Genomic DNA, 17,985 nt, shown 5'->3' on the forward strand with positions numbered 1-17,985 from the left:
CCGAGCCGTGCCGCCAGTAGGCGCCGTCCCGCTGCTGCTCCAGCCAGGTGAGCAGCCACGGCTCGAGCGCATCGACCCGCCGCAGCCACTCCTCCCGCCAGCCGTCCCCCCACACCGCGGGCACCGGCGGGAGCGCGTTCATTGGCGTCATGTAGTGGCAGTAGTCGACCAGGTCCAGCCAGCGCAGCGTCCCGCCCATGTAATGGACGTCGTCGGTGTACCGGTCGTCCGTGGCGTAGATGGCGATGACCGCCTTGAGCGCCGCCGGCCGCTCGCCCGCGACCTGCAGCGCGTTGAACCCGCTGTACGACGTGCCGTACATGCCCACGTTCCCGTCGCACCACGGCTGCGCGCCCAGCCAGCCGATCACCTCGACGAGGTCCTGCTGCTCCTGCAACGGGTACTCGTCGGTCGCGATCCCGCCGGACGAGCCGGTCCCGCGCAGGTCCAACCGGCACACCGCGAAGTCGTGCTCGTCGGCCAGCCGCTGGTACTCCGGCCGGTAGGACGCCGTCAGGTCGTCTTTGCGGTACGGCAGCGCCTCGAGGATGCACGGTTGGGGACCGGCCGCGTCCGGCGGCAGGTAGAGGGAGGCCGCCAGCCGGGTGCCGTCGGCCAGCTCGATCCACACCTGCTGGGGCGCGGTCACCGGGCGGCCTCCGCCATCGCCCGCTGCCCGATCAGCTCGAGGTTGCGCTGCGCCAGCGCGGTGGCGGCGGCCCGCGGGCTCACCCCGTCCGCCTCAGCGCGGACGAGCAGCTCGGAGACCATGCCCCGTACCGACGAGCGGACCAGGGCGTAGGCGGCGTCCCGCTCCGGGGCGACGTCGCCGAACAGCGTCCACCACCACCAGGAGTTGGTGCCCGAGTTGGCCACGAAGTCGGGGACCACGACCACCCCGCGGTCGCGCAGCGCGACCTCGGCCGGCCCGGTGACTGGCACGTTGGCCCCCTCGACGATGAGGTCGGCGCGAACCCGGTGCACGTCGTGCAGGTCCACGGCGTAGGAGACCGCGGCCGGGACTAGGACCTCCGCATCGACATCCAGCCACGCCGTCCCCGGCAGCATGACGTCGTCCGCCCGCAGCGCACCCCGGTCGATCCGACCGAAGGCGTCCCGCCGGGCCAGCAACGTCTCGACGTCCAGCCCGCGCTCGTTGGCCACCACCCCGTCGGCGTCGGCCACCGCGACCACGCGCACGCCGGCCCGGCTCAGGAACCGCGCGGTGGCCCCGCCGATGGACCCGAAGCCCTGGACGACGGCCCGCACGCCGACCGGCGCCCGACCCTGGTGGTCCAACGTGGCCAGCACCGCCTCGGCGACCCCGCAGCCACCCACCAGCGCGTCCAGACCGACGCCGTCGTCGCGCACCGCGAAGCCCCTGGCCAGCTGGGCGAGCGCCTCCTCCACGTCGTCCAGCAGCGGCAGCACGGCCTCGATCGAGCTGCGCAGGCCCACCTCCGCCACCGCTCGGTCGAGGTCCTCCTGGCGCAGCCCGAGGTCCTCACCGGTGGCCCAGCACTGCTGCAGGTAGGGCTTCATGGCGCGCAGGTACCGCACCAGCAGGCCGTAGGCCGCAGGGTCGTGCGGGCTGCAGTCGATGCCGCCCTTGCCACCCCCCACCGGCAGGTAGTTCCCACCCGGCCGGTAGGCGACCGCCTCCTTCAGCGTCATCCCGCGGGCCAGGTCGCCGACCTCCTGCAGGGTCACCCCCTCGCGCATCCGCAGACCACCGCTGGCCAGCCCGCGCCCGAGCCGGTCGATCACCAGGTAGCCACGGTGCCCGGTCTCCTCGTCGGTCCAGGTCACCTGCAGGTGCGGGTCACGTTGCGATGTCACGCCGGTTCCTCCTGGACGACGATCAGGGTCGTTCGGCCCACGCCGAGCGCAGCCGTGACGGCGTCGGCCACCTGCGCCTCGGCGGCCGGCGAGGCGGAGGTGGCCTCGACACGCACGCAGCCGGCGCCGTACGCCGAAGCGAGTGCGGCCCAGTCCGGCGAGGCGAGGTCGACACCGACCGCGGGCGCGCCGCGGGCGGCCTGCTGCGCCCGGATCTCGCCGAACCCACCGTTGTCGACGACCACGACGGGCAACGCGCGGCCCAGTGACCCGGCCGTAGCCAGCTCGTTGACGGTGAACTGCAGCCCGCCGTCCCCGGTGAGGGCGGCCACCGGGCGCTCCGGCGCCCCGAGCGCCGCGCCGATCGCGGCCGGCAGCGCGAAGCCGAGGGTGCCGAACCCGGTGGGGAACAGGTAGGACCGGGCCGCTTCGACGGGGAAGGACGTGGCCGCCCCGTAGTAGGCGGCCATCGCGTTGTCGGTGGCGAGCACCGCCTCGCTCGGAAGCGCCGCCCGCAGCCCGCGCAGCAGCGGCAGCCAGCGCGCCCCCAGGGTGTCCGCCTCCTGCCGCACCGCGGTCATGAGGCTCGCCCTGAGCCCCGCGTCGGGCCGTGGCCGGTCGGCCGGTCGCACCGCGGCCAGCGCGGCCAGCTCGGCGGTCACCATCGCGAGCGCCGGCGCGGCGTCGGCCCCGAGCATGACGTCGGCCGCCGGCGCGTTGAGGTCCCGCTGCTCAGGGTCCAAGTCGATGCGCACGACCCGGCCGGTGACGAGCGGCTTTGTCGTCCAGGCATCGGACTCGGCCAGCTCGCAGCCCACCACCAGGACGACGTCGGCGGCCCGCAGCCAGCGCTGGACGGCGGCCAGGTGCAGCCCGCAGCCAAGGCTGCTCGGGTGTGACTCCGGCAACACACCCTTGCCGTTGGTGCTCGTCACGGCCGGGCAGCCGAGCACTTCCACGAGGGCCTGCGCCTGGGCGCTCGCGCCACGGGCCCCACCCCCGAGGACGACAGCCGGCCGCTCGGCACCGGCGAGCAGCGCCGCCGCCGCACGGGCCAGCTTCGGGTCAACCCAGGGATGGTCAGCCGCCGCCGGCACGAACAGCTCGTCGGGCACCTCGTCGACGTCGTCCAGCCGGTCCAGCGCGACCTCCAGGTGCCACGGTCGCGGCCGGCCGCTGCGGAACGCCGTGAAGGCGTCCCGCACGGCCTCCGCAGCCGCCGCGGGGGTGTCCACCCGGACCGCCCGGTCGACGACGGCGGCGAGCGCGGCGTGCTGGTCGCGAGCCTCGTGCAGCCGCCCGGTGGCCCGGCCGGGGTGTCCCGTCGGCATCCCGGGCGAGACGGCGAGCACGGGCGAGCAGTCACTCCACGCCTGGGCCAGCGCGGTGGCGGCGTTGAGGATCCCCGGGCCGGTGGTGGCGAACAGCACGCCCGGCCGACCGGACACCCGGGCGTAGGCGTCCGCCGCGTATCCACCGCCCTGCTCGTGGCGTGGTGTGACATGGCGGATCCCGTGGGCCGGCAGGTGCTCGTACAGCCCCAGGTTGTGCGTGCCCGGGATGCCGAGGACGACGTCGGTCCCGTGAGCGGCCAGCGCCCGGACGACGGCCGCACCCGTGGACAGCTGAGCCACCGTCAGACCCCCCGGTCGGCCAGCAGCCGACGCACCTCGTCGACCGGCAGCCCCTGCCGGGCGTGCCCGCCGCGTCCGGTCACGGTCGGGGAGGCCAGCATCGAGTTGAGCACCGCCTCCTCGCTCGCCTCGACCACGGCGGCGAAGAACGGGTCCAGCTGCGAGCCGGTGATGGCCGGCGGCCCGGTGAGCTGCCCGGCGCGGTCGCCCCGGATCCCGGTGGCGCAGGCCAGGAAGATCTCGCCGCTGCCGTGGTGGGCGGTCGAGCCGGCGCGGGCCAGGCCGAGGCCGACCCGTCGGGCCAGCCGCGAACAGGTAGCCGAGTCCAGCGGCGCGTCCGTGATGACCACACCGATGCAGGACCCGGCGGGGGGAGGCTCCGGCGGGTAGGGGTCCGGCGCCAGCAGCCGACCGACCGGGACGCCGTCCACCGTCAGCCTTTCCCGTTCGCCGAAGTTGGTCATGAGCAGGACGCCCACGGTGTGGCGACTCGGCAGCACGCGGGACGCCGTGCCGATGCCCCCCTTGAAGCCTAGGCAGGACATCCCGGTTCCGGAGCCGACCGAGCCCTCCTCCGGCGGCGTCGCCGACCCGACCGAGACCTCGGCCGCCGCCCAGGCCGCCGCCACGTCGTCGCGGGTGACCTGCATCCTGCGGACCTCGGACAGGAACGAGTCGTCGCACTCCGCGACGACGGGGATCACGACGTCCTCACCGATGGCCGGCTCCCGCTCGGTGATGAGCTCGCAGGCCGCGTCGTAGACCCGGCCCAGCTGCATGGTCGAGGTGAGGAACACCGGCGACTCGAGCAGCCCCCACTCGGCGGCCGTCAGTAAGCCGGTGCACTCGCCGGCGCCGTTGAGGACCGACCCGCCGGCCGGCACCGGCCGGGCGAAGGTGTCGGCCGAGGGCAGCAGGACGGTGACGCCGGTCCGGGCCACCCCCCGACCGGCCGGTGGCACGGGCTCGTCCCGCCAGACCGTGGCATGGCCGAGGCCCACCCCCGGCACGTCCAGCACCGACGCCGTCGGCCCCGACGGCAGGCTTCCGATCCTGATTCCCAAGTCAGTAGCTCGCGGCATGCTGGCATCCTGCCCTACGTTGGACCTGTGATCGTCGTCGATTCGTTGACCAAGGACTTCGGCACCGTTCGGGCCGTCGACGGGCTGTCCTTCCTGGTCGAGGCGGGCAGCGTGACGGGGTTCCTGGGGCCGAACGGCGCCGGCAAGACCACCACGCTGCGGGTGCTGCTGGGGCTGGTCTCGCCCACCAGCGGGACGGCCACCATCGACGGACGCCGCTACGCCGAGCTGCCCGAGCCGATGCGGATGGTGGGGGCAGCGCTGGAGGCCTCCAGCTTCCACCCGGGCCGCACCGCCCGGGACCACCTGCGGGTCCTCGTGCTGTCCGCCGGCCTGCGGCTCACCCGGGTGGACGAGGTCCTCGCGCAGGTGGCCCTCACCGAGTCGGCGGACCGGCGGGTCGGCGGCTTCTCCCTCGGGATGCGCCAGCGGCTGGCCCTCGCCGGTGCCTTGCTGGGCGACCCGCAGGTGCTGCTGCTCGACGAGCCGGCCAACGGGCTCGACCCCGAGGGCATCGCCTGGCTGCGCGGCTTCCTGCGCCACCTCGCGTCGCAGGGCCGCACGGTGCTCGTCTCGAGCCACGTCCTGGCCGAGGTCCAGCAGACCGTCGACCATGTCGTGATCATCTCCCGCGGACGCCTGATCAGGTCCGCGCCGCTGGCCGAGCTCACCCAGAACCACGCCGCCGACGTCCGGGTGCGGACGCCGGACGCCGACCGGCTGCGGGCCGCCCTCGAAGCCCAGGGTGCCGGGGTCGGCGCAGCCGACGGCGTGTTGCACGTGTCCGGGCTCACCCCGCCCGACATCGGGCGGATCGCCCTGCGCGAGGCGGTCGAGCTACACGAGCTGGTCCAGGAGGAGTCCGACCTCGAGCAGGTCTTCCTGTCACTCACCGACTCCGAGGGGAGCCAGCCGTGACCGGGCTGCTGCGCGCCGAGCTGCTCAAGATCCGCAGCACCCGGATGTGGTGGGGCCTGCTGGTCGGCGCGCTCGTCTTCGTCGCCATCCAGGTGGTGGCGCTCATCCTCGTCTCCGGCCAGCAGGGCGCTCCGAGCCTCGACCAGGGCTCCACCGTCCGCACCATCTGGGCCAGCGCCGGGACTGGCTCCACGTTCGCGCTGGTCCTCGGCATCCTCGGGATGACCACCGAGTACCGGCACATGACCATCACCGCGACCTTCCTGGCCACCCCCCGGCGCGGCCGGGTCATCGCGGCCAAGCTGGTCGCCCACGCGGCCTTCGGGGTGGTCTTCGGGGTGGCCGGCGCCGCACTCACCGCGGCGCTCGCGGTGCCTCTGCTGGCGATGAAGGGGGCTCCCGCCATCCCGACGTCCACGATCCTTCAGGTCCTCGGCGCCGCGGTGGTCGGAGTCGCGGTCTACGCCGTGGTGGGGGTGGGCGTGGGCTCGTTCGTCCGCAATCAGGTGGCCGCCATCGTCGCCGCCCTGGTGTGGGTCTTCCTGGTGGAGTCGCTGATCATCACCCTTCTCCCACAGGTCGGCAAGTGGCTGCCCGGGGGGGCTGCCAACGCGATGATGCAGGCCACGAGTAACCGGGGCAGCCTGCTCGAACCGTGGGCCGGCGGCCTGCTGTTCCTCGCCTACGGGCTGGCCTTCGCCGCGCTGGCCGCGGTCACCACGCAGCGCCGCGACATCACCTGACCCGGACCGGAAGGTCAGCGGCCGGTGCGGCCCCGACCGCGGGGACCGGACTAGGCTGGCCGGGCAGGTCAGGTCGGTCCCGAAGTCGAAAGCAGGCGGTCGCCCCGTGTCGTCCCAGGCCCCCTCAAGCAACCCGCTCGGTGCCTTCGGGCCGAACGAGTGGCTGGTCGATGAGATCTACCAGCAGTACCTGAAGGACAAGAACTCCGTCGACCCCGCCTGGTGGGACTTCTTCGCTGACTACCAGCCGGGTGACGTGACGCTCCCTCGACCCGCGCAGCCGCTGGACGAAGGGTCCGCAGGACCCGCCGCACCGGCGGCCCAGGCAGCGCCGGCACCGGTCACGGCCCCGACACCCACCCCCGCGCCCGCTGCGCCGGTTGCCCCCGCAGCCGCCGTCCCCGCGTCGCACGACGGGACCACCAGCCCGCTGCGCGGCCCGGCCGCCCGGGTCGTGGCCAACATGGAGGCCAGCCTCAGCGTCCCCACGGCGACGAGTGTCCGGGCCATCCCCGCGAAGCTGCTCATCGACAACCGGGTCGTGATCAACAACTTTCTGCGGCGCAGCCGCGGCGGCAAGGTCTCCTTCACCCACCTGATCGGATGGGCGCTCGTCCAGGCGCTCAAGGTGATGCCGGAGATGAACCGCTCGTTCACCGAGGTGGACGGCAAGCCCGGCGTCACCGAGCACGACCACGTGAACCTTGGCCTGGCCATCGACATGACCAAGCCGGACGGGACCCGCCAGCTGCTGGTGCCGTCGATCAAGTCCGCCGAGCTGATGGACTTCAACACGTTCTGGGCGTCCTACGAGGACCTCGTCCGGCGGGCCCGAACGAACAAGCTCACGGTCGAGGACTTCCAGGGCACCACGGTGAGCCTGACCAACCCCGGCACCATCGGCACGGTCCACTCGGTGCCGCGGCTGATGGCCGGCCAGGGCACGATCATCGGCGTGGGTGCCATGGAGTACCCGGCCGAGTACCAGGGGGCGGCCGAGGAGACGATGGCCCGGCTGGCTGTCAGCAAGACCCTCACGCTGACCTCGACCTACGACCACCGCATCATCCAGGGGGCCCAGTCCGGCGACTTCCTGCGCCTGGTGCACCAGCGGCTGCTCGGCGCGGACGAGTTCTACGACGGCATCTTCGCCGCGCTGCGCATCCCCTACGAGCCGGTCCGGTGGAGCCAGGACATCTTGGTTTCCCACGAGGACGACGTCAGCAAGGTGGCCAGGGTCCAGCAGCTGATCCACGCCTACCGGGTCCGCGGCCACCTGATGGCCGACACCGATCCGCTGGACTACAAGCAGCGCCGGCACCCCGACCTCGACATCGCCAACCACGGGCTGACCCTGTGGGACCTCGACCGCGAGTTCGCCACCGGCGGGTTCAGCGGCCAGCCCCTGGCCAAGCTGCGGGACATCCTCGGCGTGCTGCGCGACTCGTACTGCCGCACCGTCGGCATCGAGTACATGTTCATCCAGGACCCGGAGCAGCGGGAGTGGATCCAGGAGCAGGTGGAGCAGGACCCGAAGCGCTGCTCCGGCGAGGAGCAGCTGCGGATCCTGCGCCGGCTGAACGCGGCCGAGGCGTTCGAGACCTTCCTGCAGACCAAGTACGTGGGGCAGAAGCGGTTCTCCCTCGAAGGTGGCGAGTCGGCCATCGTCGTCCTGGACGCGATCCTCGGTGCGGCCGCGCAGGCCCGGCTCGAGGAGGTCTGCATCGGCATGCCGCACCGCGGCCGGCTCAACGTGCTGGCCAACATCGTGGGCAAGAGCTACGGGCAGATCTTCCGCGAGTTCGAGGGGAACCTCGACCCGAGCAGCGCCCACGGGTCCGGCGACGTGAAGTACCACCTCGGTGCCGAAGGCACGTTCACCGCCGAGGACGGCTCCGCCACCAAGGTCTCGCTGGTGTCCAACCCCAGCCACCTGGAGGCGGTCGACCCGGTGCTCGAGGGATTCGTCCGCGCCAAGCAGGACATGCTCGACCGCGGCGAGGAGTTCCCCATCCTGCCGATCCTCATGCACGGGGACGCCGCCTTCGCCGGCCAGGGCGTGGTCGCCGAGACCCTCGAGCTGAGCCAGCTGCGCGGCTACCGCACCGGTGGCACGGTCCATGTGATCGTCAACAACCAGGTCGGGTTCACCACGTCCCCGGCGGCCAGCCGCTCGTCGACCTACGCCACCGACGTGGCCCGCACCATCCAGGCCCCGATCTTCCACGTCAACGGCGACGACCCGGAGGCCTGCGTCCGGGTGGCACGGCTCGCCTTCGAGTTCCGCCAGGCGTTCCACAAGGACGTCGTCATCGATGTCGTGTGCTACCGCCGTCGCGGGCACAACGAGGCGGACGACCCGTCGCTGACCCAGCCGCTCATGTACAACCTGATCGACAACAAGCGGTCGGTTCGCAAGCTGTACACCGAGGCGCTGATCGGCCGCGGCGACATCACGGTCGAGGAGGCCGAGAGCGCGCTGCGCGACTACCGCGACCAGCTGGAGAAGGTGTTCCAGGAGTCGCGGGCGACGGCCGACGAGGGCTCGATCAGCGACCGCACCAGCCAGGTGGAGCGCGACGGGCAGCAGCGGCTGAAGCCGCAGCGACCCACCGTCGAGATCCCCACGGCGATCAGCGCCGAGGTGGTCACGCGCGTCGTCGACTCCCAGCTGAACCTGCCGGAGGGCTTCACTGTCCACCCGCGCCTCGCGCCGCAGCTGCAGCGTCGGGCCGAGATGGTCGAGCAGGACACCATCGACTGGGGCATGGGCGAGGCGCTGGCCGTCGGCTCGCTGCTCACCGAGGGCCAGGCCGTGCGGCTGGCCGGCCAGGACTCCCGGCGAGGCACCTTCGGCCACCGGCACATGGTCATCGTCGACCGGGCCACGGGCTGGGCGTACAAGCCGCTCAAGCAGTGCTACGACAACGGCGGCAAGCTGTACGTCTACGACTCCCCGCTGTCGGAGTTCGCCGCGGTCGGATTCGAGTACGGCTACTCGGTGGCCCGCCCCGAGGCGCTGGTCATGTGGGAGGGCCAGTTCGGCGACTTCGCCAACGGCGCCCAGACGATCGTCGACGAGTTCATCGCCCCCGGCGAGCAGAAGTGGAACCAGCGGGCCTCTGTGGTGCTGCTGCTCCCGCACGGCTACGAGGGCCAGGGGCCGGACCACTCATCTGCGCGGGTGGAGCGGTACCTGCAGCTGTGCGCCCAGGACAACATGACGGTCGCCATGCCGTCGACGCCGGCGTCGTACTTCCACCTGCTGCGCTGGCAGGTCCACTCCCGCTACCGGCGTCCGCTGATCGTCTTCACCCCGAAGTCGATGCTGCGGCTAAAGGCCGCGGCGTCTCCGATGGCCGACTTCACCAGCGGCCACTTCCGCACCGTCTTGCAGGACACCGCGGCCGACCCGCAGTCGGTCCGCCGGGTGGTCCTGTGCAGCGGCAAGGTCTACTACGACCTGGAGGCGGAACGGCAGGCCAAGGGCATCACCGACACCGCCATCGTCCGGGTCGAGCGGCTGTACCCGCTGGCCACCCGCAGCATCCCGGAGGCCCTCGCCGCCTTCCCGCACGCCCAGGAGGTCCGCTGGGTGCAGGAGGAGCCGGCCAACCAGGGTGCCTGGCCGTTCATGGCCCTCAACCTGCCCGAGGTGATCGGCCGGCCGCTGGTGCCCGTGACCCGGCCGGCGTCGTCGTCCCCCGCGGTCGGCTCACACCACTGGCACGACACCGAGCAGCGCGCGATCGTCGAGGCGGCGTTCGCGGACTCGATCGGGTAGCGCGGGTGTACTTCACCGACCGGGGCCTCGAGGAGCTCGCCGCCCGCCGCGGCGAGGAGTCGGTCTCCTTCGACTGGCTGGCCGAGCGGCTGCGAACCTTCGTCGACCTCAACCCCGAGTTCGAGGTTCCGGTCGAGCGGCTGGCCACCTGGCTGGCCCGCCTGGACGACGAGGACGACGAGTAGCGCTCAGGGGGTGAGCACCAGCTTGCCGAACACGTCGCCCGTGGCCAGCCGCTCGAAGGCGCTGGCCGCGTCGCGCAGGTCGTAGGTCGAGTCGATGAGCGGCCGCACGCCGTCGGTCTCGCACAGCCGGATCAGCCGGGCCAGCTCGTCGCGGGTCCCCATCGTGGAACCCACGACGGACAGCTGCTGGAAGAACACCCGGGACAGCTCGGCCGGCGGGTTCGGCCCCGACGTCGCCCCCGAGACCACGATCCGCCCGCCCGGCCGCAGCGAGCGCAGCGAGTGCGCCCAGGTGACCGCGCCCACGGTCTCCATCACCACGTCGACCCGCTCGGGCAGCCGGCCCCCGGACTCGAAGACCGCGTGCGCGCCGAGCTCGAGCGCCCGGGCCCGCTTGGCGTCGTCCCGGCTGGTCGCCCACACCCGAAGGCCGCCGGCTCTGGCCAGCACGATGAGCGCGGTGGCCACCCCGCCGCCGGCGCCCTGCACGAGCACCGTGTCGCCCGGTCGCAGTCCGGAGCGGGTGAACAGCATCCGGTAGGCGGTAAGCCACGCGGTGGGCAGGCAGGCGGCCTCCTCGAAGCTCAGCGCCGCCGGCTTGGGCACCAGGTTGCGCCGCGGCACCGCCACCCGCTCGGCGAACGTGCCGGGATGGACCTCGGACAGCAGCGAGCGCTTCGGGTCCATGGTCTCGTCGCCACCGCCGGCCGCGGGGTCGCCGATGACGGCGTGCACGACCACCTCGGTGCCGGCCGCGTCGATCCCCGCGGCGTCGCAGCCCAAGATCATGGGCAGCCGGTCGGCCGAGATCCCGACGCCGCGCAGCGTCCACAGGTCGTGGTGGTTGAGCGACGCGGCGCGCACCTGCACCGTCGTCCAGCCGGCCGGCACCTCGGGCTCGGGGCGCTCCCCCAGCTCCAGACCGGACAGCGGCTGCTCAGGGTCGATGCGCGCGGCGCTCACAGCGAACATGGACCGACCCTAACCACACGACGCCGGGCCGGCTCAGCGGCGGGCGACCCCCTCGGCCCGGGCCGCCGCCGAGACCGCCTTGGCCACCGTTTCGGCCACGAACGGGTCGAACGGGCTCGGCACGATCCACTCCTCGGACAGCTGGTCGCCGACGGTGCCGGCCAGCGCCTCGGCCGCGGCCAGCTTCATGCCCTCGGTGATCCGGGTCGCGCGCACCGCCAGCGCCCCGCGGAAGATCCCGGGGAAGGCCAGCACGTTGTTGATCTGGTTCGGGAAGTCGCTGCGGCCGGTGGCCACCACCCGCGCGTGCTTGCGGGCCACCTCGGGGTGCACCTCGGGGTCGGGGTTGGCCAACGCGAAGACGATCGAGTCCGGCGCCATCGAGGCGACGGCCTCCTCGGGGATCTGTCCGGCGGAGACGCCGATGAGGACGTCGGCTCCCTTGAGCGCCTCCTCGATCGAACCGGAGTACCCCGACGTGTTCGTGTCCCCCGCGAGCAGCTGCTTGACGCCGTTGAGGTCGCCGCGCCCGAGGTGGATGATCCCCTTGCTGTCGGCCACGGCGATGTCACCGATCCCCGCCTCGACGATGATCCGCGAGACGGCGACTCCCGCCGCCCCCGCTCCCGAGACCACGACCCGCAGGTCGGAGAGCTGGCGGCCGGTCACCTTCGCCGCGTTGCGCAGGGCAGCCAGGACGACGATCGCGGTCCCGTGCTGGTCGTCGTGGAACACCGGCAGGTCCAGCCGCTCCTGCAGCCGCTGCTCGATCTCGAAGCACCGGGGGGCGCTGATGTCCTCCAGGTTGATCCCGCCAAAGGACGGCGCCAGCCGGACGACGGTCTCCACGATCTCGTCGACGTCCTTGGTGTCCAGGCAGATCGGCACCGCGTCGATGCCGCCGAACTCCTTGAAGAGCAGCGCCTTGCCCTCCATGACCGGCAGCGCGGCGCTGGGGCCGATGTCGCCCAGGCCCAGCACGGCCGTGCCGTCGGTCACCACGGCGACCACGTTGGACCGCCAGGTGTACTCGTCCGCGAGCTCGGGATGCGCCGCGATGGCCGCGCTCACCCGGCCCACGCCGGGGGTGTAGGCCAAGGCCAGCCCCTCGGCGTCGCGGATGCGCACCGTCGGCCGTACCTCGATCTTGCCCCCGACGTGCAGTGGGAAGGCAGGGTCGATGTCAGGCGAGACGGCGGGCACGATGCTCAGCTCCATGAGGGAGTGGTTCGTCGGGCGGCAAGGGAGTGGGCGCCGGGGGTCTCGGCTGCTGCCACTGCGCGCGGGGGATGACCCGGAGCGCCATTGTCGCACGAGTTCCCGCCTCGACGGACCCCGGCGGTGCAGACTTGGGCCCGAGGGGAATAGCGTTCGCGAATCGAACAGGTCGCCGCCGGACACCCCGACGGCTCGCACGGTTGAGAGGAACAGCATGAAGCTCAGCGCTCTGAAGCGGTCGGGGATCGCCGCGATCACTCTGGTCGTCGCCCTCGGTCTGGCCGCCTGCGGCAGCTCATCGTCAGGCGGGAGTAGCGCCTCGACCAGCCCGTCCTCCTCCGGCGCGTCAGCCAGCAAGGACGCCACCCTCGCCGCCATGCTGCCCTCTTCGATCTCCTCGAAGGGCTCGCTGACGATCGGCACCGACGCGTCCTACGCGCCGAGCGAGTTCGTCGACACCGACGGCAAGACGATCATCGGCTTCGACGCGGACCTCGCCAAGGCGCTCGGCACGGTCCTCGGCCTGAAGGTCGACCTGCAGAACGCTCCGTTCGACTCCCTCGTCGAGAGCGTCAAGAACGGCAAGTTCGACCTCGGCGTGTCGTCGTTCACCATCAACGCCGACCGACTGAAGCAGGTCGACATGGTGAGCTACTTCAACGCCGGTACCTCGTGGGCGGTGGAGAAGGGCAACCCGGCCGGGATCAAGCCGGACAGCGCCTGCGGCAAGAAGGTCGCCGTCCAGAAGGGCACCGTCCAGGTCGACGACATCACCGCTCGGTCCAAGACCTGCACCAACGCTGGCAAGCCCGCGATCACGATCGACCAGTACCAGCTGCAGAGCGACGCGACCGCGGCAGTGGTCAGCGGCAAGGACGACGCCATGCTCGCCGACTCGCCGGTCGTCGCCTACGCCGTGAAGCAGACTGGTGACAAGCTCGAGGTGACCGGTCAGACCTACGCTGCGGCGCCGTACGGCATCGCCGTGCCAAAGGGCCAGGGTCAGTACACCCAGGCGATCCAGGGCGCCATGCAGAAGCTCATGGACACCGGCGTGTACCTCGACATCCTGAAGAAGTGGGGCGTGGACAGCGGCGCCATCACCCAGTCGCAGATCAACCCGGTGTCCTGACGGACACCCAGTGAGCACCCCGACGAAGACCGGGACGGCCAACCGCCCAGAGGCGATCGAGGCAGTCCCGGTCCGCCACCCCGGCCGGTGGGTGGCCGTGGCGGTCATCGCCCTGCTCGTGGCGATGTTCGTCCACAGCCTCTTCACCAACCCGAACTGGGAGTGGAGCTTCCAGTGGCAGAACGCGTTCCGGGGACCCGTCCTGCACGGGGTCTGGACGACGATCTGGCTGACCATCGCCGCGATGGCCATGGGCGTGCTGCTGGGCATCGTGCTGTCGGTCATGCGGCTGTCCCCCAACCCGGTGCTGTCGGGGGCGGCCTGGTTCTACGTCTGGGTGTTCCGGGGCACCCCGGTGCTGGTCCAGCTGGTGATCTGGGCCAACCTGGGCTCGCTGTACCGCAACATCAGCCTCGGGATCCCGTTCGGCCCCCAGTGGTTCCACTTCGAGACCCGCAACCTCGTCCCAGCCGTGGCCGCAGCACTGCTCGGCCTCGGGCTGAACGAGGCGGCGTACATGTCCGAGATCGTCCGGGCCGGCATCCTGTCGGTCGACGAGGGCCAGACCGAGGCGGCGTCGGCCCTGTCCCTGTCCCGGATGCAGACCCTGCGGCGGATCATCCTGCCGCAGGCGATGCGCGTGGTCGTGCCGCCGACCGGCAACGAGACGATCTCGATGCTCAAGACGACGTCGCTGGTCGCCTACGTGCCGTACTACGAACTGTTCTTCCAGACCTCCGCGATCGGCTCGCGGACCTTCCAGGTGTTCCCGATGCTCGTCACGGCCAGCCTGTGGTACCTGGCCATGACCTCGGTGCTCATGGTCGGCCAGTACTACATCGAGCGGTACTACGCCCGCGGGGCGGTGCGCTCGCTGCCACCGACCCCGCTGCAGAAGCTGCGGATGCGACTGACGAGGGCTGAGCTGCGATGAGCGGACCCATGGTCAAGGCCGAGCAGGTGCACAAGTGGTTCGGCCGGGTCGAGGTGCTCAAGGGCATCGACCTGGAGGTGGCCCCCCGTGAGGTGATGTGCATCATCGGACCCTCCGGGTCCGGCAAGTCCACCTTCCTGCGCTGCATCAACCACCTCGAGCGGGTCGACGCCGGCCGGCTGTCGGTCGACGGCCAGCTCGTCGGGTACACGGAGCGCGGCGACAAGCTCTACGAGATGCGCGACAAGGAGGTCGCCAAGCAGCGCCGCGAGATCGGAATGGTCTTCCAACGGTTCAACCTGTTCCCGCACATGACCGCGATGGAGAACATTGTCGAGGCCCCGATCCGGGCCAGGGGCGAGTCCAAGGCTGTCGCCAGGGAGCGGGCCCAGAAGCTGCTGGACCGCGTCGGTCTCGGCGAGCGGGGCGACGCCTACCCCACGCAGCTCTCCGGCGGCCAGCAGCAGCGGGTGGCCATCGCCCGGGCGCTGGCCATGCAGCCCAAGCTGATGCTGTTCGACGAGCCGACGTCCGCCCTCGACCCCGAGCTGGTCGGTGAGGTGCTCGACGTCATGCGCCAGCTCGCGCTGGAGGGCATGACCATGATCGTGGTGACCCACGAGATGGGGTTCGCCCGCGAGGTGGGCGACTCGCTGGTGTTCATGGACGACGGCGTCGTGGTCGAGGCGGGCGCGCCGAAGGACATCCTGGCCAACCCGCAGCACCGCCGGACCCAGACCTTCCTGTCCAAGGTGCTCTAGCCGGCTCGCCCTAGGAGGGTCGCCGCTGCAGCCGGCTGGGCCGCGGCCACAGCCGGGCCACCACCACGGCCACCACGTCCCGGTCCGGCACCGCGCCGACCGCCCACGAGTCGACACCCTCCGACGGGTTGTCCCGCTCCACCCACCAGCCCTCGGGCTCTGGGCGCAAGGCCCGCTTGACCGCGAGCGGACGGTCGCCGGGCAGCCGGACGACGACAAGCGCGCCGGGCCGCGGTCGGGCGCCGTAGCGCACGACCAGCCGGTCCCCCGGGACCAGCGTCGGCAGCATGGACCGGCCATGGACCACCGCCATGCCCATCCGCACGCCCACCCCTCTCGCTGTGCCCGGTTCGGACCCCCGGGGGTAGTGTCGCCGACAGAGAACCCACAACCGTTGAAAGGACCCCGATGCGGATGTTCGCTGCGACCGTTCAGGTCAGCGCCCACTGCGACCTGCCCTGTGGCGTCTACGACCCGGCCCAGGCCCGGATCGAGGCGCAGTCCGTCAAGGCCTGCATGGAGAAGTACCACGCCAGCGACGACCCCGACTTCAAGGCGCGCGCAGTAACGATCAAGGAAGAGCGCTCGCACCTGGTCAAGGAGCACCTGTGGGTGCTTTGGACCGACTACTTCAAGCCGCCGCACTTCGAGAAGTACCCCCAGCTGAACACGCTGTTCAACGAGGCAACCAAGCTGGCCGGTGCCGGTGGCACCAAGGGCACCGTCGACACCGCGGTCGCCGACCAGCTGATCGCCAAGATCGACGAGATCGCCGAGATCTTCTGGGAGACCAAGAAGGCCTGACGCAAGGCCTAGCCGGAAGGCCCGAGACCTCCGACTGGCTACGAGGCCCCGCCGCGTCACGGACGATGAACGGCGGGGCCTCGTCGCGCCGCCCAACGAGCCGGACCAGGCCGAAGTTCCATTCCGGACAAGACAAGACGAGACCCCGCCGCACGGGGGAGCGACGAGGTCTCGCAAAGGACCAGAATACAGCTCCCCGGCGGGGGCCGAAGGCGGACGGCCCAGTAGGTTCGAGCGTCATGACCGCACAGATCCGCTCCGCCCGGCCCGACGACGTGCCCGGGATCTTGGCCCTCGTCCGCGAGCTGGCCGAGTACGAGCGCTCCCTGCACGAGGTGACCGCCACCGAGGACGACCTGCGCGCGGCGCTCTTCGGCGACCATCCCGCCGTGCACTGCCACGTCATCGAGCAGGACGACGAGCTGGCCGGGTTCGCCGTGTGGTTCTTGAACTTCTCCACCTGGCTGGGACGCCACGGGATCTACCTCGAGGACCTGTTCGTCCGCCCGCAGCACCGGGGGCTCGGGTACGGGCGGGCCCTGCTGCTCGAGCTGGCCAGGATCGCCGACGAGCGTGGGTACCGGCGAGTGGAGTGGTGGGTACTGGACTGGAACGAGTCCGCCCACGGCTTCTACCGCCGGCTCGGAGCCGCTCCGATGGACGAGTGGACGGTCTGGCGGCTGACCGGCGACGCGCTGGGCGCCGCCGCCGACGACGGCCAGCCGACGGGCTGACCGGAGAACTCGACATACCGGGCCGCCAGGTTCGCGCGCTAGGGTGATGCGCCTGGGCGAGCGGGCGGGGACCACATGACCGACCAGAGCAGCAGACGAAGGGCGACGTCCGAGGTGGTACGCGAGGAGGTCGAGCTCCGGATCCCGGCGGACTCAGCGTTCCTGTCGGTGCTCAGAACGGCGACAGCGGGCCTCGCGGCTCGACTCGACTTCACCCTGGACGAGATCGAGGACCTGCGCATCGCGGTGGACGAGGCATGCGCACTGCTGCTGCCGGACGTGGTGCCTGGCGGGGGGCTGGTGTGCCGCTTCGGCCTCGAGCCGAGTGCGATCGAGGTCACAGTGCTCGCCGAGACCCGCAGCGGCACCGCGCCGGCGCGGGACAACTTCGCCTGGACCGTGCTGACCGCCCTCGCCGGGGAGGTCGAGACCTGGGTGGACGACCAGACCGTGGTGATCCGGCTGCGCAAGAGCCGTGCTGGAGTGGCCGGCCAGTGACCGCGACGGAGACCGACCGCGAAGTCCCGGTGAACGGCGACGGCGATCGCCGGGCCCATACCCGAGCCCGGTCGAACACCTGGTTCCTCGTGATGGCCGAGCACGAGCCCGCGGACGGCGCCTACCAGCACGCCCGGGGCCAGCTCGTGGAGCTGCACCTGCCGCTGGTGGAGCACCTGGCCCGGCGGTTCCGGGACCGCGGCGAACCCCTCGACGACCTGATCCAGGTCGGCACCATCGGCCTGATCAAGTCCGTCGACCGGTTCGACCCCCAGCGCGGCGTCGAGTTCTCCACCTACGCCACCCCCACCATCATCGGCGAGATCAAACGACACTTCCGCGACAAGGGCTGGTCGGTACGCGTCCCCCGCCGGCTGCAGGAGATGCGCCAACACATCACCGTCGCCACCGAAGAGCTCAACCACCGACTCGGCCGCTCCCCCACCGTCGCCGAGATCGCCGAACACCTCGACTGCTCCCACGAGGACGTCCTCGAAGGCCTCGAGTCGGCCAACGCCTACAGCACCATCTCCCTCGACGCCGGCACCGACACCGACGACACCCCCTCCATGCTCGACGTCCTCGGCGCCGACGACGACGCCCTCGACGGCGTCGAGCACCGCGAGTCCCTACGCCCACTCCTGGCCGCACTACCCCCCCGCGAGCGCACCATCCTCGTCCTACGGTTCTTCCGCGGCATGACCCAGTCCCAGATCGCCACCCACCTCGGCATCTCCCAGATGCACG

General features: G+C 71.6%; 17 protein-coding genes and 1 pseudogene. 11 read left to right on the top strand and 7 right to left on the bottom strand.

The genetic code is table 11. From position 1 onward, the window contains the following. The 4 genes from VIM19_13425 to VIM19_13440 form a co-directional block, all read right to left on the bottom strand. A partial coding sequence (locus VIM19_13425; protein ID HEY5185874.1) for a CocE/NonD family hydrolase occupies positions 1–649 on the bottom strand: 649 nt, incomplete at its 3' end. Further along, positions 646–1,839, bottom strand: coding sequence for a Glu/Leu/Phe/Val dehydrogenase dimerization domain-containing protein (locus VIM19_13430; protein ID HEY5185875.1), 1,194 nt, complete (start codon positions 1,837–1,839; stop codon positions 646–648). The genes VIM19_13430 and VIM19_13425, both read right to left, overlap by 4 nt. Then, positions 1,836–3,473 (bottom strand): thiamine pyrophosphate-binding protein, encoded by a 1,638-nt coding sequence (locus tag VIM19_13435; protein HEY5185876.1) that lies wholly within the window; start codon positions 3,471–3,473, stop codon positions 1,836–1,838. Before VIM19_13435 ends, VIM19_13430 begins: the two co-directional genes overlap by 4 nt. Positions 3,474–3,475: 2 nt before the next feature. After that, the gene (locus tag VIM19_13440) at positions 3,476–4,555 is read right to left on the bottom strand and encodes a P1 family peptidase (GenBank protein ID HEY5185877.1); all 1,080 of its coding nucleotides are present in this window, start codon (positions 4,553–4,555) and stop codon (positions 3,476–3,478) included. Positions 4,556–4,582: 27 nt separating this feature from the next. Here VIM19_13440 and VIM19_13445 point away from each other — a divergent pair, with 27 nt between their 5' ends. The 4 genes from VIM19_13445 to VIM19_13460 all read left to right on the top strand — a co-directional run bounded on the left by VIM19_13445 (position 4,583) and on the right by VIM19_13460 (position 10,185). Further along, positions 4,583–5,473 carry an ATP-binding cassette domain-containing protein gene (locus VIM19_13445; protein ID HEY5185878.1) on the top strand — a complete coding sequence of 297 codons (891 nt, stop codon included), beginning with the start codon at positions 4,583–4,585 and terminating at the stop codon, positions 5,471–5,473. Then, complete coding sequence (locus VIM19_13450) at positions 5,470–6,216, top strand: ABC transporter permease (GenBank protein HEY5185879.1); 747 nt, start codon at positions 5,470–5,472, stop codon at positions 6,214–6,216. The genes VIM19_13445 and VIM19_13450 overlap by 4 nt, the downstream gene beginning before the upstream one ends. Before the next feature lie 106 nt (positions 6,217–6,322). Continuing rightward, positions 6,323–10,000 (top strand): multifunctional oxoglutarate decarboxylase/oxoglutarate dehydrogenase thiamine pyrophosphate-binding subunit/dihydrolipoyllysine-residue succinyltransferase subunit, encoded by a 3,678-nt coding sequence (locus tag VIM19_13455; protein ID HEY5185880.1) that lies wholly within the window; start codon positions 6,323–6,325, stop codon positions 9,998–10,000. Positions 10,001–10,005: 5 nt separating this feature from the next. Next, positions 10,006–10,185, top strand: a complete 180-nt coding sequence (locus VIM19_13460) for a DUF6104 family protein (GenBank protein HEY5185881.1) — start codon at positions 10,006–10,008, stop codon at positions 10,183–10,185. Between the two features lie 3 nt (positions 10,186–10,188). On the opposite strand, the gene VIM19_13465 is transcribed toward VIM19_13460, so the two are convergent. Together VIM19_13465 and VIM19_13470 are read right to left on the bottom strand one after the other, a co-directional pair. After that, positions 10,189–11,157: a zinc-binding dehydrogenase gene (locus VIM19_13465; protein ID HEY5185882.1), complete on the bottom strand. Its 969-nt coding sequence runs from the start codon at positions 11,155–11,157 to the stop codon at positions 10,189–10,191. 33 nt (positions 11,158–11,190) lie between these two features. After that, on the bottom strand, positions 11,191–12,375 hold the full coding sequence (locus VIM19_13470) for an NADP-dependent malic enzyme (GenBank protein ID HEY5185883.1): 1,185 nt from the start codon (positions 12,373–12,375) through the stop codon (positions 11,191–11,193). Positions 12,376–12,589: 214 nt separating this feature from the next. Here VIM19_13470 and VIM19_13475 point away from each other — a divergent pair, with 214 nt between their 5' ends. From VIM19_13475 to VIM19_13485, 3 genes are read left to right on the top strand one after another with little or no spacing between them, the layout of a single operon-like run. Next, on the top strand, positions 12,590–13,507 hold the full coding sequence (locus tag VIM19_13475; GenBank protein HEY5185884.1) for an ABC transporter substrate-binding protein: 918 nt from the start codon (positions 12,590–12,592) through the stop codon (positions 13,505–13,507). 10 nt (positions 13,508–13,517) lie between these two features. Further along, complete coding sequence (locus VIM19_13480) at positions 13,518–14,441, top strand: amino acid ABC transporter permease (protein ID HEY5185885.1); 924 nt, start codon at positions 13,518–13,520, stop codon at positions 14,439–14,441. Beyond that, entirely contained in the window at positions 14,438–15,202 is a 765-nt protein-coding gene (locus tag VIM19_13485) for an amino acid ABC transporter ATP-binding protein (protein ID HEY5185886.1), read from the top strand. Before VIM19_13480 ends, VIM19_13485 begins: the two co-directional genes overlap by 4 nt. Positions 15,203–15,212: 10 nt before the next feature. On the opposite strand, the gene VIM19_13490 is transcribed toward VIM19_13485, so the two are convergent. Next, positions 15,213–15,521: a S24/S26 family peptidase gene (locus VIM19_13490; GenBank protein HEY5185887.1), complete on the bottom strand. Its 309-nt coding sequence runs from the start codon at positions 15,519–15,521 to the stop codon at positions 15,213–15,215. An 89-nt stretch (positions 15,522–15,610) separates the two neighbouring features. On the opposite strand from VIM19_13490, the gene sodN reads away from it, so the two are divergent. From sodN to VIM19_13510, 4 genes and pseudogenes are all read left to right on the top strand, one after another. Next, positions 15,611–16,006 carry a superoxide dismutase, Ni gene (gene sodN / locus VIM19_13495; GenBank protein HEY5185888.1) on the top strand — a complete coding sequence of 132 codons (396 nt, stop codon included), beginning with the start codon at positions 15,611–15,613 and terminating at the stop codon, positions 16,004–16,006. 239 nt (positions 16,007–16,245) lie between these two features. Continuing rightward, positions 16,246–16,740 (top strand): GNAT family N-acetyltransferase, encoded by a 495-nt coding sequence (locus VIM19_13500; protein HEY5185889.1) that lies wholly within the window; start codon positions 16,246–16,248, stop codon positions 16,738–16,740. A gap of 75 nt (positions 16,741–16,815) precedes the next feature. Then, positions 16,816–17,238, top strand: coding sequence for a hypothetical protein (locus VIM19_13505; protein ID HEY5185890.1), 423 nt, complete (start codon positions 16,816–16,818; stop codon positions 17,236–17,238). 140 nt (positions 17,239–17,378) lie between these two features. Continuing rightward, a pseudogene (locus VIM19_13510) lies at positions 17,379–17,985 on the top strand (RNA polymerase sigma factor SigF).

It is taken from the genome of Actinomycetes bacterium, from assembly GCA_036510875.1.
Lineage (GTDB): Bacteria > Actinomycetota > Actinomycetes > Prado026 > Prado026 > DATCDE01.